General features: G+C 67.9%; 16 protein-coding genes. 5 read left to right on the top strand and 11 right to left on the bottom strand.

Features of this window, described 5'->3' with window-relative positions; genetic code table 11:
* Positions 1–260: 260 nt before the first annotated feature.
* The 3 genes from C8271_RS11115 to glmM all read right to left on the bottom strand — a co-directional run bounded on the left by C8271_RS11115 (position 261) and on the right by glmM (position 3,821).
* Positions 261–935 carry a response regulator gene (locus tag C8271_RS11115; RefSeq protein ID WP_342751951.1) on the bottom strand — a complete coding sequence of 225 codons (675 nt, stop codon included), beginning with the start codon at positions 933–935 and terminating at the stop codon, positions 261–263.
* A 235-nt stretch (positions 936–1,170) separates the two neighbouring features.
* The gene (locus tag C8271_RS11125; RefSeq protein WP_138774566.1) at positions 1,171–2,394 is read right to left on the bottom strand and encodes a sensor histidine kinase; all 1,224 of its coding nucleotides are present in this window, start codon (positions 2,392–2,394) and stop codon (positions 1,171–1,173) included.
* A gap of 71 nt (positions 2,395–2,465) precedes the next feature.
* Positions 2,466–3,821: a phosphoglucosamine mutase gene (gene glmM / locus C8271_RS11130; RefSeq protein ID WP_106507345.1), complete on the bottom strand. Its 1,356-nt coding sequence runs from the start codon at positions 3,819–3,821 to the stop codon at positions 2,466–2,468.
* A 143-nt stretch (positions 3,822–3,964) separates the two neighbouring features.
* Here glmM and C8271_RS11135 point away from each other — a divergent pair, with 143 nt between their 5' ends.
* Complete coding sequence (locus C8271_RS11135) at positions 3,965–7,297, top strand: DEAD/DEAH box helicase (RefSeq protein ID WP_106507346.1); 3,333 nt, start codon at positions 3,965–3,967, stop codon at positions 7,295–7,297.
* Between the two features lie 6 nt (positions 7,298–7,303).
* Here the strand turns inward: C8271_RS11135 and C8271_RS11140 are convergent, their stop codons facing one another.
* The 5 genes from C8271_RS11140 to truA all read right to left on the bottom strand — a co-directional run bounded on the left by C8271_RS11140 (position 7,304) and on the right by truA (position 12,207).
* Positions 7,304–8,332 carry a D-2-hydroxyacid dehydrogenase gene (locus C8271_RS11140; protein WP_170957873.1) on the bottom strand — a complete coding sequence of 343 codons (1,029 nt, stop codon included), beginning with the start codon at positions 8,330–8,332 and terminating at the stop codon, positions 7,304–7,306.
* A 7-nt stretch (positions 8,333–8,339) separates the two neighbouring features.
* A complete protein-coding gene (locus C8271_RS11145; protein ID WP_106508037.1) occupies positions 8,340–9,545 on the bottom strand; it encodes a PTS sugar transporter subunit IIC in 1,206 nt (401 codons plus the stop codon).
* Between the two features lie 344 nt (positions 9,546–9,889).
* Complete coding sequence (gene rpsI, locus C8271_RS11150) at positions 9,890–10,390, bottom strand: 30S ribosomal protein S9 (protein WP_106507348.1); 501 nt, start codon at positions 10,388–10,390, stop codon at positions 9,890–9,892.
* Between the two features lie 51 nt (positions 10,391–10,441).
* A complete protein-coding gene (gene rplM, locus C8271_RS11155; protein WP_106507349.1) occupies positions 10,442–10,885 on the bottom strand; it encodes a 50S ribosomal protein L13 in 444 nt (147 codons plus the stop codon).
* 413 nt (positions 10,886–11,298) lie between these two features.
* The gene (gene truA / locus C8271_RS11160; RefSeq protein ID WP_245921113.1) at positions 11,299–12,207 is read right to left on the bottom strand and encodes a tRNA pseudouridine(38-40) synthase TruA; all 909 of its coding nucleotides are present in this window, start codon (positions 12,205–12,207) and stop codon (positions 11,299–11,301) included.
* Between the two features lie 55 nt (positions 12,208–12,262).
* On the opposite strand from truA, the gene purD reads away from it, so the two are divergent.
* Positions 12,263–13,543 carry a phosphoribosylamine--glycine ligase gene (gene purD / locus C8271_RS11165; RefSeq protein ID WP_106508038.1) on the top strand — a complete coding sequence of 427 codons (1,281 nt, stop codon included), beginning with the start codon at positions 12,263–12,265 and terminating at the stop codon, positions 13,541–13,543.
* A complete protein-coding gene (locus C8271_RS11170; protein WP_106507351.1) occupies positions 13,540–14,454 on the top strand; it encodes a phosphoribosylaminoimidazolesuccinocarboxamide synthase in 915 nt (304 codons plus the stop codon). Before purD ends, C8271_RS11170 begins: the two co-directional genes overlap by 4 nt.
* A gap of 21 nt (positions 14,455–14,475) precedes the next feature.
* Here the strand turns inward: C8271_RS11170 and pcm are convergent, their stop codons facing one another.
* Together pcm and C8271_RS11180 are read right to left on the bottom strand one after the other, a co-directional pair.
* Positions 14,476–15,108, bottom strand: coding sequence for a protein-L-isoaspartate O-methyltransferase (gene pcm, locus C8271_RS11175; RefSeq protein WP_170957874.1), 633 nt, complete (start codon positions 15,106–15,108; stop codon positions 14,476–14,478).
* Position 15,109: 1 nt separating this feature from the next.
* Positions 15,110–15,805 (bottom strand): MBL fold metallo-hydrolase, encoded by a 696-nt coding sequence (locus C8271_RS11180; RefSeq protein ID WP_106507352.1) that lies wholly within the window; start codon positions 15,803–15,805, stop codon positions 15,110–15,112.
* Between the two features lie 110 nt (positions 15,806–15,915).
* Here C8271_RS11180 and purS point away from each other — a divergent pair, with 110 nt between their 5' ends.
* Both purS and purQ read left to right on the top strand, forming a co-directional pair.
* Positions 15,916–16,176: a phosphoribosylformylglycinamidine synthase subunit PurS gene (gene purS / locus C8271_RS11185; protein WP_106507353.1), complete on the top strand. Its 261-nt coding sequence runs from the start codon at positions 15,916–15,918 to the stop codon at positions 16,174–16,176.
* Positions 16,176–16,901 carry a phosphoribosylformylglycinamidine synthase subunit PurQ gene (gene purQ / locus C8271_RS11190; RefSeq protein WP_106508040.1) on the top strand — a complete coding sequence of 242 codons (726 nt, stop codon included), beginning with the start codon at positions 16,176–16,178 and terminating at the stop codon, positions 16,899–16,901. Before purS ends, purQ begins: the two co-directional genes overlap by 1 nt.
* Before the next feature lie 65 nt (positions 16,902–16,966).
* Here the strand turns inward: purQ and C8271_RS11195 are convergent, their stop codons facing one another.
* Positions 16,967–18,127: a Gfo/Idh/MocA family protein gene (locus C8271_RS11195; protein WP_425428212.1), complete on the bottom strand. Its 1,161-nt coding sequence runs from the start codon at positions 18,125–18,127 to the stop codon at positions 16,967–16,969.
* Positions 18,128–18,153: the final 26 nt, after the last annotated feature.

Raw genomic sequence — 18,153 nt, forward strand, 5'->3', positions numbered from 1 at the left:
GCGCGTCCACACTCCTGGAACAGGAAGATTCTGTGTGGCGAAAGTGTACGTATGCGTCGTGGCATACGCCGCAGTGGGAACCCCGCCGAACAGAACGGCAGCGGCCATCACACGCACCAGAGCCCTCATGCTGAAAAAGTGTTTCACGACCGGTCACCGCTCTAAGTCGGTCGAGCGTCCCGCGAAGTGAACGCTCGTCTGCACTCCTGCAGTGTGCGTGAACCGGGAAGGTGAGGACATCCCTTAATCGAGGGATGTCGTCAGACCGAGATGTAGCGGTATTGAAGCGCTCGCACCACCAGCTGCGCGAGGTTCTCCGCGTGCAACTTTTCTCGCAGGTGCTTAACGTGGGAGCGCGCGGTCCACACGGTGATGCCCTGTCTGTCGGCGATTTCGTTGTACCCACAGCCGTCCGCGATCAACTGCAGGACCTCCCGCTCTGCGGGAGTGAGCCGAGGAGGGACAGCTGGCGCTCCAGGCATCTGATCCCCGCTGATGACGATGTCCCGGGCAAGGTAGCGCAAGGCAATGGGATCTTCGCCCCTCGCCGTCGCCAGGACTACCGTGCGCAGATCGGCTTGCGAAGCGGTCTTGCGCACCACGGCGACGGCTCCTGCGTACAAGGCGCGGGCCAATCCCGGGCCGGGCGCCACCGTGGTGAGGACGACGATGCGCGCTGTCGGATCACCCCGCCGGATCTGCTCGATCGCAGTCACACCGCTCATACCTGGAGGCATGTTCAGGTCCATGAGGACCACATCGGGCTGCGAAGTCTGATACATGGCGACCGCCTCCGCCCCGCCATGAACCTCGATGATATCTCCGATACCGGATTCTCCACGCAGCGCCAGGCTGATTGCTTTCGTAGTCCAGGGGTCATCGTCGACGATCAGGACGGAGACCTGAACAGGTCCCACGTCAGGCGATGTGCTCACAAACAGAACTTCCGATACTTGGGTTTGTCAATGATCCTCCACAGGGCGCACTGCGCTGGAGTCCCTTTGGACGCAGCCAAGGCGTACGCCACTCCCTTCACGATACCCACGAACACACGAGGAACCGCGAGCGATGATGGAAACGACAACAACGTGCACACCGTGAGCGAGAGAAGCTGGATGATGTTGCCGGATGTCACCATCCCGCAATGTCACAGCGTGGCACCAGCCAAGGTCATCCCTCGGATGAGGGATGACCTGCTGTCAGTGCATTCCACGGCACCGTCACGGTGACGAGGAAGCGTCCTCCTATCTGCGTGCTCCTGAAACTGCCTCCAAGTCGTTCGGTCCTGTCGGCAATGCTCCGAGGCACACTACCGCTCACCTCTTCCGCGCCGCTCATGACTGCCGCGCGGTTCTCCGCTTCGATCACGACATGACGCCCGGCGCCGCAGCCGCTGAGGTAGAGCGACAGCCGGGCACCGTCCCGTGAACTGGCGTGCTTCACAATGTTCGTCACCAGTTCACGCGAGATGAGGAGGAGCTGTTCCGCCAACACTATGGACGGAAGCTCCGCCGGCAGGTCGACCTTGGTGCGGAGGGTGTAGCCGCCCGCACCGGCTGCCGCCGTCAGCGAGTCCACGCCCTGGAGCAGATGGGTGTTCGGTGCCGTCTCGGACGGCAGGTCATTCTGTGTGCTGCGCAGCCCGTGCAGGAGCGAACGCAGATTCTGCTGTGTTTGGTCATTGACCATCGCGAGTTCGCCAAGACCCCTTCGCAGGTCGGAGATGCTCCTTTCTGCCGAGAGCACTCTGAGGATCGCCGCCTGTGTCGCCAAACCGTGGGAGATCGTGTCGTGGGTGTCGATAGCGACGTTGATCCTGAGCTGCTCGACTGCTCGCGCATGGGCGGCTGCGGCGGCTTCACGCCGTGTGCTCTCCGCCTCGATACGTTTGTCGAATAGAAGCGCGAACAGCCCGAGGAGAGCCACCAGTCCCCACGTGAAGGCGAACACCGGAACCGAACTCCCTACAGCCGGGGCCACCCAGGACTCCAGAACCGAGAGTCCAAGGGAGCCCATGCACAGGGGCACCGCGAGCCGCCAACATCCGGTTGCCAGAAGCGCGCCGAAGGCGAAGGCGAGGCATTCTGCGAATGGGTTAAGGAGGGTCGGCTCCATGAAGAGATGCAGCAGGAAGAAGCCGCCTGCGAGCGCTCCAGCTGCGGCAGGTGCGAACGGGGCCGCGATCAGCAGCAACCGGGAGATGAAGAACAGCAGAAGGAAGACCGGTTCCTGCGCTTCCACGGCACCCGGCATGATCGCCGTGGCAGCGAGCAATACGCCGACGAGTCGCATCGGTAGATCGACGGCCCGTCGGCCGATCAGCCATTCGATGATCCGGCGCCATCGGGCACCTTCGTGAGAATCAGCAGCAACAGCCGCCGCCCGTGGGGTCACGCCACTTTTCCCCAGAAATGAGGCGAAGTCCGCCAACGGATCGTGGTCATCTTCATCCCGGTGCGCCCGTGTCACAGCGCGAGCCGCTCCCGCACCACAGCCGCAAGCCGCTCGGCAGCCTGATGCGCCTGCTCGTCGGTGGGAGCCTCGACCATGACACGCACCACCGGCTCCGTGCCGGAGGGGCGCAGGAGCACGCGGCCGGTGTCCCCGAGCTCCTTCTCGACGCCCTCAACAGCGCTGCGCACCTCATGGTCGATCGTGGCGCGGGTCTTATCCACGCCCCGCACATTGATGAGGGCCTGCGGCATGCGGGTCATGACCGCGGCGAGCTCATGAGCCGGCTTGCCGGTGGCGGCCATACGCTGCAGGAGGTGCAGAGCGGTCAGCTCGCCGTCGCCGGTGGTGGCGTGCTCGGCGAGGATCACGTGACCGGACTGCTCGCCGCCGATGGAGTAGCCGCCCAGGTTCATCTCCTCGAGCACGTAACGGTCGCCCACCGAGGTCTGCCCCAGGATGATGCCGTGCTCGCGCATGGCGAGCTTGAGCCCCAGGTTGCTCATGACGGTCACGACAAGGGTGTCGTCGTGAAGGGCGCCCCGCTCCTTGAGGTCGAGCGCCAGGATCGCCATGATCTGGTCACCATCGATCTCCTCGCCCCGCGCATCAACGGCGAGGCAGCGGTCGGCGTCACCGTCGAAGGCCACACCGATATCGGCGCCCTTCTCACGCACGGCGGCCTGCAGCTGGCCCAAGTGGGTGGAGCCGCAGTCCTCGTTGATCTGCTTGCCGTCGGTCCGGTCGCCGATCACATGCACGGTGGCGCCGGCTCGGCGCAATGCAGCGGGGGCCGTCTGGAAACTGGCGCCGTTGGCGCAGTCGGCCACCACGGTGAGCCCGTCGAGAGAGCGATCAAGGGTGGAGACCAGATGATCGACGTACTCCTGGACCGCGGTCTCGTAGCGGGTGATGGTGCCCACGGAGGTGCCCTGCGGCCGGTTCCAGTCCTCTCCCAGCCGCGCTTCGATCGCGTCCTCGACTTCATCCGGCAGCTTTGTGCCACCGCGGGCGAAGAACTTGATGCCATTGTCCGGATGCGGGTTGTGGGAGGCAGAGATCATCACGCCCAGGTCGGCACCACTGCGCTGGACCAGGTGGGCGAGGCCGGGCGTGGGCAGAACGCCTGCGTCGAGCACGTCCACGCCGGCGGAGGCGAGCCCCGCTGCGATCGCGGCGGACAGGAAATCACCGGAGGGGCGGGGGTCATGGGCGACGATCGCGCGGGGCCGCTCGGTCGCGTCCTCCTCGAAGGCGCCGAGATCGCCGAGCACGTGGGCGGCGGCCACGGACAGTTCGACAGCGAGCTCCGCCGTGATGTCCTGGTTGGCGACGCCGCGCACGCCGTCAGTGCCGAAGAGTCGAGCCATGGGTGTGCTCCTTGAGGTCGGGGTCGATCGTCCAGAGCGTAACGCCGCGACGAGACGAACCTGCGCTCATTCTCGCCGTGATCCGGACGGCTGCCCGTGATCTGTGACGCGTGAGCTTCGCCGGACTGGTTACGCTGGCGGGTATGCCTGCAGCGGCCCTTCCCCGCATTCCACCCGCCGTGATCACCGCGTTCACGGGAGATCGTGCGGCATCGCGGGGCTTGGCGCTCGTACGCGCCGGGGGTGTGCACGATCTGGAGTGGTCTGCGCAGACCGGCCGCTGCACCGCGAGCATCACGACCGACGGCGCCGTGTTCGACGTCGCTGTGCAGCTTCACGAACTGCCGCCAGATGCCGTCTCCCACCGCTTCTGGCCGCAGGAGCCCGGCGGGCTCTGGCGTCCGGTCACCTCGCAGTGCCGCTGCGAGGTGGGCGAGGGCTGCGAGCATGCCGCTGCTGCGCTCTACGCCCTGGATGCACTGCGTGAACAGCGCCAGCGTGAGAACCCTCCGGCCGAGTGGCGCACGGTACTGCGGCCGCTGCTGCGTAACGGCACCAACGCTGAGTCGGCCCCGAGCGTGCTGGGGCTGCGTTTCGAAGCGGAAGCATCCGCTCCCGGTGACGTCTCGGGGCGAACCGGCCGCCACCCGGCATCACGCGCTGATCTCACATCCGATGCCCATCTCCACCTGGCGATGCGGCCCGTGCGGCGCTCGACCACAGGTCGGTGGGTCAAATCGGGGGTGTCCTGGCGCAGCTTCGAGTTTCGGGGTGGGCGCGGCGAGTTCGCACCCGCTCACGCGGAGGCGCTGACACGTCTGTTCGCTGCCGCCTCGGCTGAGCGCAGTTTCAGCGGCGGCGCCCCGGAACGGATCTGGTTGTCGCACGCCAATTCGCCGCTCGTGTGGCAGAGCCTGCTGCATGCCCGCGACGCCGGAGTGACATTCCTGGGCGAGGATCCGCTCACACAGGTCGAGCTCGCCTCCGGCGCACATGTGGATCTGGACCTCGTGCGGAACGGCGGCGTCCTCGAGCTGCGCACCCGCTACCTGATCGACGGGCACGATGTGCCGGAGGCGCGCGTGCTCGGATCCACCGGTGTGCTGCACGTCGACGCCGAGGGAAACGCCGTTCTCGCCGCCCTGGACGAGCCCGTTCCGCCCGCCCTGCAGCGTCTGCTCCATCACCGCGAACCGCTGCGGATCGACGCCGCGGATGAAACCGACTTTCTAGCGGTGGCCTATCCGCGGCTGCGGGCAGCAGCCACGGTCACCTCCTCTGATCGGTCCGTCGAGCTACCGGCCACTCCCCCGGCTGATCTGCTACTCACCGCCGAGTACGCCGACGGCGACAGACTGCATCTGCGCTGGTCGTGGCAGTATCACGATCCACCGCGCGTGCTGCCGATGCAGCGCAACGCCGCTGAGCGACGGGACCTGGACCATGAGGACGCGGTACTCGCGACAGCACGGGTGCTGTGGCCCACCGCAGGCGACCCGCGCGGGGAGCATCTGACCGGTGTGGACACCGCTGCCTTCACCACCGGCACCATGGAGGCGCTGCGCGAGCTCGACCATGTGCAGGTACGTCTGTCGGGTACCCGCCATGCCTACCGGGAACTCAATGGCGCACCGCACGTGCGGATCGTCCAGACGCCCACACCGGGGAAGAATGACTGGTTCGATCTGGGCTTCCGCATCACGATCGATGGCCACGAGATTCCGTTCCCGACCCTTTTCCTCGCTCTCGCTCAGGGGCGCAGCCGGATTCTCATGCCCGATCGCACCTGGTTCTCCCTGGAGAATCCTGCCTTCGACGCGTTGCGGGAGCTGATCGCCGAGGGTGAGGCGCTCGCGGAGTGGGAGCCGGATCACCTGGCCGTCAGCCCCCAGCATCTGGACCTGTACGAGGATCTGGCGACGATCGCCGACTCGATCGAGACCAGCGCTGCATGGGAGCGCGCTGTGGCGGGCATACGGCAGCTCGCGGGGCAGGAGGCTGCCGTGCGCGCGCAGCTGCCGGCTGGCCTGCACGCTGACCTGCGGCCCTACCAGGCGGAGGGTTTCCAGTGGCTCGCACTTCTGCAGCGCTACCAGCTCGGCGGGGTGCTGGCCGACGACATGGGCCTGGGCAAGACGCTGCAGACGCTCGCACTGATCCAGCACGTCCGGGAGCAGGCGGATTCCACGAGACCGGGCCCGGCGGGCGCTACGGCCGACGGGTCGAAGACGGATACACCATTCCTCATCGTCGCGCCGACGTCGGTGCGAGATATCTGGGTACAGGAGGCCGAGCGCTTCACCCCGGACCTGCGGGTGGTCGTGCTGGACAGCTCCGAACGCACCACCGGTGTGCCGCTCGAGCACGCGGTGGCGGGTGCTGATCTGGTCGTGACGAGCTACGCGGTGCTGAGGATGGACCAGGACGCGCTCGCGCGGCGCGACTGGACTGGGCTCGTGCTGGATGAGGCCCAGTTCGTGAAGAACCGCGGCTCCCGCACCCATCAGGCGGCCGCCGCTATCAGGGCCCCGTTCCGTCTGGCGATCACCGGCACGCCAATGGAGAACTCACTGGATGACCTGTGGTCGATCTTCCACTTGGTCACCCCTGGCTTGTTCGGCACCGCCTCGGCTTTCCGCCAGCGGTACACACTGCCGGTGGCTTCCGGGGAGCATCCAGACCGGCTGGAGGCGCTGCGTCGACGGATCCGCCCCTTCCTGCTGCGCCGCACGAAGATGCAGGTCGCCTCCGATCTGCCAGAGAAGCTCGAGCAGCAGCTGACGATCCCGCTGTCCCCCGAGCATCGCGCCCTGTACGACGCGGCGCTGCAGCGCGAGCGCAAGAAGGTGCTGGGGCTGATCGAGAGCGATTTCGACCGCAACCGCTTCATCGTGTTCCGCTCGCTGACGCTGCTGCGGATGCTCGCCCTGGACCCCGCGATCGTGGACGCGGAGCACGCCGAGGTGGGGTCCTCCAAGCTCGATGCGCTCTTCGACCGCCTGCCCGAGGTGCTGGCCGACGGTCACCGGGTGCTGCTGTTCAGCCAGTTCACCTCGTTCCTGGATCGGGTCGGTGACCGCTTGGAGACTGAGGGCGTGCATTTTGCACGCCTGGACGGTTCGACCAGGAACCGTTCCGCCCAGGTTGACGCGTTCCGCTCCGGTGAGGTGCCCGTCTTCCTCATCTCCTTGAAGGCGGGAGGCGTGGGGCTGACCCTCACCGAAGCGGATTACGTGTTCTTACTGGATCCTTGGTGGAACCCGGCCACGGAGGAGCAGGCCGTGGACCGGGCTCACCGGATTGGGCAGCAGCGCAGCGTCAGCGTCTACCGGATGATCGCGCAGGACACCATCGAGGAGAAGGTCCTGGCGCTGCAGCAGCGCAAGGCCGAGCTCTTCCAGGCGCTCACGGACGACGGGCAGGCGTTCCGTTCCGCGATGACCGCGAACGACATTCGCGAGCTGCTGGCCCCCTGACCGTGGTCAGCGGTCCTGGGCGGTCCTCGCCTCGCTCACCTGCGGGTTCACCAGGGTGGGGCAGGTACCGTTCTCCACCATCGCCACAGCGTTGTCCAGGCCACCATGGACCAGGTTCTCCACCGCGGTGTGCGTGTAGAACGCCAGGTGCGGGGTGTTCAACACGTCCTCGCGCGCCAGCAGCGTCGCGAAGACCTCATCCTCGATGCCCTGTTCGCGCAGGTCCTTGAACATGTAGGGGCCTTCGAACTCGTAGACGTCCAGGGCGGCGCTGGTGAGCTGACCGGAGTCCAGGGCGGCCATGAGAGCGGTGGTGTCCACGAGGGCGCCGCGGCCGGTGTTGACCACGTAGGCGCCGGGGTTCAGCAGCGCGAGAGTCTGCTCGTTCAGCAGGTGGTGGTTCTCCCCGGTGGCCGGCATGTGCAGGCTCACCATGTCCGCGCCGCGCAGCGCCTCCTCGACAGACTCAGCGTAGGTGCCGATGGCGCGGAACGCATCGTTGGGGAACAGGTCGAAGCCGACGACCTCTGCGCCCAGCGCCGCGAACAGTTCGGCAGCGCGCATCCCGATCCGGCCGGTGCCGAGCACGGCGACCTTCATCGTGCGGATCTCGCGGCCGATGAGCCCTGCGGGACGGAAGTCGTACTGCTGCACGCGCGCCAGGGTGGCGGGGATATTGCGCACCAGGTTCAGCGCCAGCGCCACCGTGTACTCGGCGATCGCGTTGGGCGAATAGACCGGGACGTTGGTGATGCCCAGGCCGTGACGGGTCGCCGCCTCCAGGTCGTACATGTCGAAGCCGGCGGAGCGCACGGACATCTGGGTGATGCCCTTGGCGGCGAGCTGCTCGTACACCTCGGGTTCGGGCACGGCGACCTGCTGGATGACCAGCGCGTCGTGACCGTCCACGAGCGGCAGGGTGGCGGTGGAGAGGATTTGCTGGGAGACGGTCACCGTGTGCTCGGGGTGGGCGGCCTTCCAAGATTCGATGGCCGGGTGCTCGTCCGGGCGGGCGCCGAGGAACAGGATCTTCATCGTGGGGTCACTCCTTCGTCGAGGTGGTGGTCGAGGTGGGGGTGTCGGTGGACTCGCCGATGGCGGCATCGGCGGGGGCGGCGGTCTTCTCGTCGGTGCCGTCGACGGCCTCAGTCTTGGGGTCCAGCGGCTCGTCAGCGGCATCCTCCGAGGAGGGAGCGCCGACGGGGGCGAAGGCGTAGATCTTCTCGGAGTAGATCTTCAGCACGCTCGTGCACAGCCAGTGCACGAGGATCGCCAGGCCGATCGGCAGCACGAAGTAGACGATGACGAGCTTGGGGAGGACAACGAGGGCCGATCCCTCCATTCCGGTGGCGGCCGCGATCGGTCCCACCAGGCCGGAGTGACCGAAGCCAGCGGAGGCCGGGGTGCCGGTGATGCCGAAGAAGGCACCCACCAGACCGGTGATGCCGGAGACGAGGGCGAGCGGCAGCACCATCACCGGGAACTTCAGCAGGTTGCCCATCATCATCTTCATCGCGCCGAGGAACACGGACCAGGTCACGCCGGCGTTGTTGACGCGGAAGGAACCGACGGCGAGCACGGCAGCGGCCGCAGCGATACCGAGGTTCGCCGCGCCGGAGGCGGGGCCGGAGATACCGATGGCGAGGGCGACGCCCACGGTGGAGATCGGGGAGACGATCATGACGGCGAACAGCATGGCGATGAGGACGGCAGCCAGGACGCCGAGGCCTTGCTGCTGGGCGATCGCGTTGACCAGGGCGCCCACGCCGGTGGTCACGTAGCGTACGTAGGGCAGGGTGAGGATGCCGACCAGGCCGGCGATACCACCACCGAGGATCGGCAGGAACAGGATGGTCAAGGAGCCGAGCTTCTTGCCCACCCAGGCCAGCACGAGCACGGCGACCGAGGCGGTCAGCATCGTGTTGATAAGGTCTCCGATGCCCACGAGCATCACCCCGTCGGGAGTGAAGTCCATGGCGCCGGAGCCAACAAAGCTGGCGGTGCCAACGATGACGGTCTGCACGGCATTGAAGCCGAACTGCATGCCAATCAGGACACCGACGATCACCGGGACGGTGAACTGCAGGCCGACGACGACCTCGTTGAGGGTGGCCCACAGGGAGATCGACGGCATCAGCCGGGCCAGGAACTTGAACAGCTCACCGGTGATGGCGTTGGGGACGAGACCGACCACAATGCCGACGGCGGCACCGTTGAGGATGCGGTCGAGGAAGAGCTTGGGGCTCATCGGCGTATCGAACACGGTGGATACTTTCTGGGGAGATGTGCAGAGCGCGAGGCGCTCCCGGGAAGGCCGCTGCGTGGCGGCGCGGCCGGCCTTGAGGGCTGGCACTCGAAGAACGGTAGGCAGGTGCCCTTTTCGGTGCGGTCCCCCTTGGTCCCCGGCCTATGCCCCTTCCTGCTTTTCACCTTCCGGTTCAGACTCGTGACCAGGCATGATGCACCCTTGCGTGGTGTTCGTCGCCGAGTGGATCTGTGTACGGCACCCCGGACAGGATGCTGGGTTGTGCCCCTGAACGCGAAGACCCCCCGCACCGTGAACGGTGCGGGGGTCTGCCGGCTGCGCTCAGGTCAGCGCTTGGAGTACTGCGGCGCCTTGCGGGCCTTCTTCAGGCCGGCCTTCTTGCGCTCGATGATGCGGGCGTCGCGCGTGAGGAACCCGGCCTTCTTCAGCGTCGGGCGGTTGTTCTCACGGTCGACCTCGTTGAGCGCGCGAGCCACGCCCAGGCGCACGGCGCCGGCCTGGCCGGACGCGCCGCCGCCGGAGACGCGGACGATCACGTCGAAGCGGCCCTGCAGGTCCAGGATGGTGAACGGATCGTTCACCTCCTGCTGGTGCAGCTTGTTCGGGAAGTAGACCTCGAGGCTGCGGCCGTTGATGGTCCACTGGCCGGAGCCGGGAACCAGGCGGACGCGCGCGACGGCCTCCTTGCGACGGCCGGTGCCGTAGCCCGGCCCCGTGGCGGACTGGCCGCGGCCGACGGCCTCGGTCTCAGTCGACTCGGTGGTGAAGCTCGAGGGGACGGCCTCGTCGGCGGTGTCCTCGACGGTGTCATGGGTGGTCTCAGTCACGGTTCTCCTTGGTGTTTCCGTGCGGCAGGCGGGTGCGCGGGGCGCGCCCGCTTACTGCGCCACCTGGTCGAAGGTGAAGGGGACGGGCTGCTGGGCCTGGTGGGGGTGCTCCGGGCCGGCGTACACCTTGAGCTTCTTCAGCTGCTGGGTGGCCAGCTTGTTCTTGGGGAGCATGCCCTTGACGGCCTTCTCAACCGCGCGCTCGGGGTGCTTCTCGAGCAGCTCGGAGTAGGGGATGCCGCGCAGGCCGCCCGGGTAACCGGAGTGGCGGTAGGCCAGTTTGGCCTCGCGCTTGTTGCCGGTCAGGGCGATCTTCTCAGCGTTGATGATGATGACGAAGTCGCCTGCATCCACGTGGGGTGCGAAGACCGGCTTGTGCTTGCCCCGCAGCAGCTGAGCAGCCTGGGAAGCGAGCCGGCCGAGGACGACATCCGTTGCGTCGATGACGTACCAGGAACGCTCGACATCGTCGGGCTTCGGGGTGAACGTACGCACTCGTGCCTTCTTCTCTCGTCGTGGTGTCCGGTACGGATCTGTCCGGACACAGTTCGATGGACCGTGGACACGCTTCCTTCGGCTAAAGCATGACCGTGTTGTCGTGCCCGGCCCGGTCCACGTACGGCGTGGCGACGGTCCAGGATGCGTGTGAGGGGCCCGGGCTCGCGCCGGTGTGAGAGTCGGCAGCGGAGACAGGCGCGCATCGAGGCACAACGACGTCCAACACTACTGTCCGCCTGCCGAGGGGGTCAACGCGTGACCAAGGGTCATTGAGCGCCGTCACTGTGATCTCGCTGACGCTTCACGGATGGCGTCATGGAAAGGCGCCACCCTCCCCGTCGGCCCCAGAGCCCACGAGCCGTGCGCGCGATCACCAGCGCTGGCAGGCGCCTGCTCCCCCGATCCGGTGTTCAGCTGCGCCGCACACGGGCGCGCTCAGCCTGAGACCCGAGCTCGGCGTCGGGTGGATAGTCGACGTGTTCGAGCGTCAGCCCGGTCGGGGGTGCGAGGGGTGCCGCTCCGGGACGGTCGCGGGTGGCTGCCTCGCGGGTTCGGGCCGCGAGCACTCGCGCCGGCCAGTCCTCGCTCACCCGTCCCTCTCCCACGGGCAGGAGCGCACCCACCAGCGAACGCACCATGTGGTGGCAGAAGGCGTCCGCCACGACAGTGACCACGACCAGTCCGGCGTCAGCCCGGTCCGGCCCGGGGCGCTGTACCTGCAGGGCGAGCAGGTCACGGATCGTGCTCGCACCCTCTCGCGGGCGGCAGAAGGACAGGAAGTCGTGCTCCCCGAGCAGCATCTGCGCCGCCCGGTGCATGGCCTCGACGTCCAGGTGCCGACGATGCCGGGTCACGTCCCGCCGCAGTGGATCATGCACGTGCTGGCCGTCGGAGAGCCGGTAGCGGTAGCGGCGCCACCGGGCACTGAAGCGGGCATCGAAAGCGGCGGGGACCTCCTGGACCGAGTGCACCACGACGTCCTCGGGCAGCACCGCGTTCCATCGAGTCACAAGAGCGTGAGCGGGTGTGCGATCGCTGCGACCGGGCAGAGCAGCATGCACCTTTGCGGGCATGTCGAGGTGAACAACCTGACCGCGGGCATGCACACCGGCGTCGGTGCGGCCGGCAACGACCAGGGGCAGCCGGGTACGGGTGATGCGTTCAAGAGCATCCTCAAGCGCGCCCTGCACGGTGCGCTGCCCGGGCTGCGCGGCCCAGCCGTGAAAGGCGGTGCCGTCGTAGGAAAGGTCAGCCCTCAACCGCACGGTGCTCTCCCCGACTGCCGAGGGAGGCGGGGTGGATGCGGCAGGGCTGGGCATGGCAGGCATCGTAGCTGCGGCACGTCACTCACCCGTGCTCGCTACGCTGGCCTGCGTGAAGATCCTCGTTCTGGGCGCCGGCGGCCGCGAGCACGCGATCATCCGCCGCCTCGCCGCCGATCAGCCTGTTCCCCAGCTGCATGCCGCACCGGGCAATCCCGGCATCGCCGAGCTCGCCACCTGCCATCCCGTTGCTCTCTCGGACATCGACGCCCAGGTGGCCCTCGCCCGTGACCTGCAGATAGATCTCGTGGTGATCGGCCCGGAAGCGCCCCTCGTGGCGGGTGCCGCTGATCAGCTGCGTGAGGCGGGCATCGCCGTGTTCGGCCCGAGCGCCGCAGCGGCACGCTTGGAGGGGTCGAAGTCCTTCGCCAAGGACGTGATGCGCGCCGCTGGCGTGCCGACGGCCGCTGCGGTGACCATCACTGACCCCACCGCCCTCGAGGCAGGGCTGGAGCGGGTGAACCCGCTGGGCGATGTGCCCTTCGTGGTGAAGGCCGACGGTCTCGCCGCCGGCAAAGGTGTCGTGGTCACCGCGGATCGCGAGGCAGCGCTCACGCATGCCCACTCGGTGCTCGCTGCCGGTGGCAGCGTGGTGCTCGAGGAGTACCTCGACGGCCCCGAGGTATCGCTGTTCTGCGTCAGTGACGGTGAGCGCGTCGTCCCCCTCGCGCCGGCGCAGGATTTCAAACGCGCCTTCGACGGCGACGAGGGCCCTAACACCGGCGGCATGGGCGCCTATTCGCCGCTGCCGTGGGCGCCGGAGGGGCTTGTCGAGGAGGTTGTGCGCACCGTTGCCCAGCCGACCATCACCGAGATGGCCCGCCGCGGCACGCCGTTCGTCGGCCTCCTGTTCTGCGGGCTGGCTCTGACCTCTCACGGGGTGCGGGTGATCGAGTTCAACGCCCGATTCGGGGATCCGGAGACGCAGGTGGTGCTCGAGCGGCTCGACTCGCCGCTCGCGCCGCTGCTGCTGGCAGCCGCGCAGGGTGACCTCTTAGCCGTCCCGGAACCAGCGTGGAGCGCGCAGGCTGCTGTCGCGGTGATCATCGCGTCCGAGGGCTATCCGGCCACGTCCCGCACCGGTGACGAGATCACGGGGATCGCCGATTGCGAGGGCCTCGGGTGCCACGTGCTGCATGCGGGCACGGCCCGCGACGAGCAGGGCAGGTTGGTCTCCGCTGGCGGGCGTGTGCTCGCTGTTCTCGCGCGCGGCGAGGACCTTGCGCAGGCGCGGGAGCGGGCGCGGGCCGGTGCCGAAGCGATCATGCTCCCCGGCTCGCATCATCGCCGTGACATCGCTGCCCGCGCCGCCGCCGGTGAGGTGGTCCCGTGAGCACGCCGCTGATCGAGGCGCCGTCACTGCCCGGCTGGACTCTCGCGGTGACGGGCAAGGTGCGTGAGCTATATGTGCCCTCTGGCCAGGATGTCGCGACCGCGCAGGAGGTGCTGGTCGTCGCGACGGATCGGATCAGCGCTTTCGACCACGCTCTGCAGCCAGGCATCCCCGATAAGGGCCGGATCCTCACAGGCATGAGCCTGTTCTGGTTCGAGCAGCTCGCTGATCTGGTGCCCCACCACGTGCTCAGCGCCGACGACGTCCCCGCCCAGGTGGCCGGTCGTGCCCTGCGCTGCCGTGGCCTGGACATGGTGCCGCTGGAATGCGTGGTGCGCGGGTACCTCACCGGATCGGGCCTTGTGGACTATCGCCGCGACGGCGCCGTGGGCGGGCATGTGCTGCCGACGGGCCTGACGGAAGCGTCCCTGCTGCCGGAGCCGATCTTCACCCCGTCGACGAAGGCCGAGCAGGGCGAACATGACGAGAACATCACTGTCGCGCAGGCACGGGAACAGCTTGGCGGGGACCTGGTGGACCGCCTGGAAGAGCTGACGCTCGCCGTCTACCGTCGGGCTCGTGCCATCGCCGAGGAGCGAGGGCTCGTGCTCGCGGATACGAAGCTCGAGTTCGGTCACTCCCGCACGGACGGCTCGCTCACCCTGGGTGATGAGGTGCTCACCCCGGATTCCTCCCGGTTCTGGTTCCGGGAGGGCCTCACGGAAGGCCGGGTGCAGCCGAGCCTGGACAAGCAGTTCGTGCGCAACTGGCTGACCAGCGGCGCCTCCGGCTGGGACCGGGAGGCCGACGGGCCGCCGCCGCGCCTGCCCGAGAAGGTCGTCGATCAGACCCGCGCACGGTACGTCGAGGCGTTCGAACGGCTGACCGGACGCGAGTTCACCGCAGGGTGAGTCACGCAGTGACCCGCTGGGTCACTCCTGCCCGTCGTCCGCGACCCCCTCGGCAATCAGGGGCACGAACCGCGCTTCACCGTGCTCGGTGTCGATGATCTCGGTGCCGCGCCGCTCCACGCGATGCACGATGCCAGCCACGGGGATCACCATGATCCCGCCGTCGTCGAGCTGCTCAACGAGTCCCTCCGGCACCTCGTCGGGCGCTGCCGAGACGAGGATGCGTGAGAACGGCGCCTCCTGCGGCCAGCCGAACACGCCGTCCTGCGCACGCCGGATCTCCACTCTGTCCAGGCCGAGTTCGGTGAGGGTCGTGCGGGAGAGGTCGATCAGCTCGGGCTGGCGTTCCACGCCGAGCACGCTGCCGTCGGCGCCCACAAGGTGCGCGAGCAGTGCGGAGGTCCAGCCGGAACCGGAGCCGACGTCGAGCACGCGCTGCCCCGGTTGCACCTGCAGCAGGTCGAGCATCCGCTCCACCACAGAGGGCTGCGAGTTGGTCTGCCCCACACCGATGTCGAAGGGGCAGTCGACGTAGGCGAGTTTGCGCAGCTCCGGGGCGAGGAAGTGCTCACGCGGCATGGCGGTCATCGCCTCGCGCACTCGCGGGTCGATGTCCTCACGCGGGTGGAAGCGGCGCTCAGGCAGCTGGTTCATGTCAGTTCTCTCCGGTCAGGTCGACGCTGCGGGTCTCGGGCCAGTCGCGCACCTCGGTGCCGTCGGGGGCGAGATCGGTGGACTGTTTCATGTAGATGGCGCGCCCTTCGGGGCTCGCCACGGCGTCGTGCACGGGCAGTGCCAGCCGTGGGCGAACAGCTCGCAGGAAGTCGATTGTCTCGTGCATCTTCGACCAGGGGGCCACGACGGGGAAGGCGAGGGCATCGATGCCGGTGAATTCCTCGAGCACCTGGAGGCTGTCGCCGGTGACCCCCAGGCGCGGACCGCCGCCCGTCGGCTGCAGCACGAGACCCGTATTACCCACGCGCGGAATATCGGGATGGATCACGGCATGCTCGCCGCCGACTCCGGCAACGTGCAGGTCAGCGATGGTCAGCTCATCACCGGGAGCGAGATCATGCATCCGCTCTGCCGCAGCACTGCAGTCCTCAGTTGCGCGCAGGGCAGCCACGGCCTGCGGCTCACCGTGAAGGAGAGCGCGGGGCGATGCGCCGAGCACTGCAGCCACCAATGCGGGATCAGCGTGGTCCGGGTGCTGATGCGTCACGAGCACGGCGTCGACGTCGCGCAGCGCCCGGATCTGCTCGGCCCGGCTGAAGCCGCCGGGATCCACCAGGATGCGTGCGGTGTCTGTTTCGATCAGCAGGGCGGAATGGCCCAGATGGGTGATTCTCATGGGAATCTCCTGGTTCTCGGTCACGTCTGGATCAGGATGCCACCTCCAGGCGCGGTCGTCCCTAGAATGAGGTTCTGTCAGAGCCCTCTCCCTGCCGCCAGGAGTCACTCATGCCACGCGTCGTGGTCCATGTCATGCCCAAGCCCGAGATCCTCGATCCGCAGGGGAAGGCCGTTGCCGCGGCGCTGCCCCGGCTCGGTTTCGAGGGGATCAGCCAGGTGAGGCAGGGCAAACGCTTCGAGCTCGAGGTCGAGCAGGAGATCACGGAGGAGCTGCTGGCGATGATCCGCGACGCCGCGCAGACGCTCCTGTCGAACCCGGTGATCGAAGATGTCGTCGCGGTCGAGACACTGCCGGAGGAGCAGGCGTGATCCGCATCGGTGTCGTGACGTTCCCCGGCACGCTGGATGATCGCGACGCGCAGCGGGCGATCCGCGTGGCCGGCGGAGAACCGGTGCGGCTGTGGCACGCGGATGATGACCTGCAGGACGTCGAGGCCGTGGTGCTGCCCGGCGGGTTCAGCTACGGCGACTACCTGCGTGCCGGCGCGATCAGCCGTTTCGCACCGGTGATGGACCGGGTGGTGGATGCCGCACGCGGCGGCATGCCGGTGCTGGGCATCTGCAACGGCTTCCAGATCCTGTGCGAGACGCACCTGCTGCCCGGCGCGATGATCAAGAACGCGCACCGCTCCTTCATCTGCCGCGACCAGCCACTGCGAGTGGAGAACACCCGCACCGCCTGGACCACCGCCTATGAGCAGGACCAGGTGATCCGTGTGCCGCTGAAGAACCAGGACGGCCAGTATGTGGCCGACGAGCGCACACTCGCCGAGCTCGAGGAGACCGGCCGCGTGGTGTTCCGGTACGTCGCGGGCGCAACGCACGGTCCCGCCGGATACGAGACCAACCCCAACGGCTCACGGCATGACATCGCCGGTATCACCAACGAGTACGGCAATGTCGTGGGGCTCATGCCGCATCCCGAGCATGCCATCGAGGCTGGTTTCGGGCCTGATGAGCCGGGCCGCGGCACCCGCACCGGCACCGACGGCCTGGGCGTCTTCACCTCTGTGCTGGGCGCACTCGTGCGCTGAGCTCCCGTGGAATGAAAGCCGGGGCGCCGCGCCGATGCGCATGGCGCGGCGCCCCAGCGATCAGCTCACAGGGTTGGAGCCGACGGATCGAAGTCCTCGCCCAGCGGGGCCGGAATCTCCGGACGCGAGCTCACGTCGACGAACTCGCCGCCTGCTGCGGCATCGCGGATCGCCAGCAGCACGTCGAGCACATGGGCGGCGAGCGCACCGGATGCCTGCTCCGGCTGACCTGCCCGGATCGACCGGGCCAGGTCCACCACGCCCGTGCCGCGCTCGAAGAAGGAGCCGACGGCCGGCAGGGTCTCCGGCTCCCCACCCTTCTCCGGGTCCAGGCTGTACAGGCGCGTGTCGCCCTCGAACATGTTGGGATCCGGCAGCAGAAGCGAGCCCGCGGTGCCGGAGATCTCTACGAAGCCGACCTCTTCGCGTGCGCTCTCGAAGCTGAACAGCATCTGTGCCACAGCGCCGCTGGCGAACTGCAGGATCGCCGCGTGCAGCGTCGGGACTTCGACGGGGAACTCGGTGCCGGCCTTCGGGCCGGAGCCGATGGTGCGTGTGGGGAATGCAGTCGAGGAGACCGCAGCCACGCGAGCCACCGGCCCGAGCGCACGCACCAGGGTGGTCGTGTAGTACGGGTCCATATCGAACAGTGGGCCTGCGCCCTGTGCGAAGAGGAACTCTGGGCTGGGGTGCCAGCTTTCCGGGCCTGGCGTCTGGAAGACGGTGCGGGCGGTGAGCACGTCACCGATGCGACCGTCGGCGATGGCACGCAACGCCGTTTCGATGCCGCCGCCGAGCATGGTGTCGGGGGCGCAGGCAACCCGCAGCCCTTTCTCCTCGGCGGTGCGCAGCAGCTGCTGGGCGCCGTCGGCGTCCATCGCCACCGGTTTCTCACTCCACACGTGTTTGCCGGCCTCCAGGGCCTGCAGTCCGATCTCCACATGGGAGTCCGGGGTGGTGAGGTTGATGACGATCTCGATGTCCTCGCGGGCCAGCAGCTCGTCGACGGTGCCGGCGAGCACCTCGCCCTCGGCGTCGCGCAGGCCGAACATCTCCGCCTTCTCCCGCGCCCGCTCGGGTTCGCGGTCGGCGAGGAAGCGCACGTCCACGTCAGCGAACTGCACAAGGTTCGTGAGGTACTGCACCGAGATCACGCCGGTGCCGATGATGCCGACGCCCACAGCCCCGGGGCTCTTGGTGGCGTGCGGCACCTCGGAGGCGCTCAGCTGCTTCTTCGCGTTGGGGTCGACGA

It is taken from the genome of Brachybacterium timonense, from assembly GCF_900258505.1.
Classification (GTDB): Bacteria; Actinomycetota; Actinomycetes; order Actinomycetales; family Dermabacteraceae; genus Brachybacterium; species Brachybacterium timonense.

Bases quoted from the DNA above. Each gene is read 5' to 3' on its own strand.
- glmM (WP_106507345.1), bottom strand. From the start codon at position 3,821: ATGGCTCGACTCTTCGGCACTGACGGCGTGCGCGGCGTCGCCAACCAG.
- pcm (WP_170957874.1), bottom strand. From the start codon at position 15,108: ATGAACCAGCTGCCTGAGCGCCGCTTCCACCCGCGTGAGGACATCGAC.
- purS (WP_106507353.1), top strand. From the start codon at position 15,916: ATGCCACGCGTCGTGGTCCATGTCATGCCCAAGCCCGAGATCCTCGAT.
- truA (WP_245921113.1), bottom strand. From the start codon at position 12,207: ATGCCCAGCCCTGCCGCATCCACCCCGCCTCCCTCGGCAGTCGGGGAG.
- C8271_RS11180 (WP_106507352.1), bottom strand. From the start codon at position 15,805: ATGAGAATCACCCATCTGGGCCATTCCGCCCTGCTGATCGAAACAGAC.
- C8271_RS11140 (WP_170957873.1), bottom strand. From the start codon at position 8,332: ATGAAGATCCTGTTCCTCGGCGCCCGCCCGGACGAGCACCCGGCCATC.
- C8271_RS11145 (WP_106508037.1), bottom strand. From the start codon at position 9,545: ATGAGCCCCAAGCTCTTCCTCGACCGCATCCTCAACGGTGCCGCCGTC.
- C8271_RS11135 (WP_106507346.1), top strand. From the start codon at position 3,965: ATGCCTGCAGCGGCCCTTCCCCGCATTCCACCCGCCGTGATCACCGCG.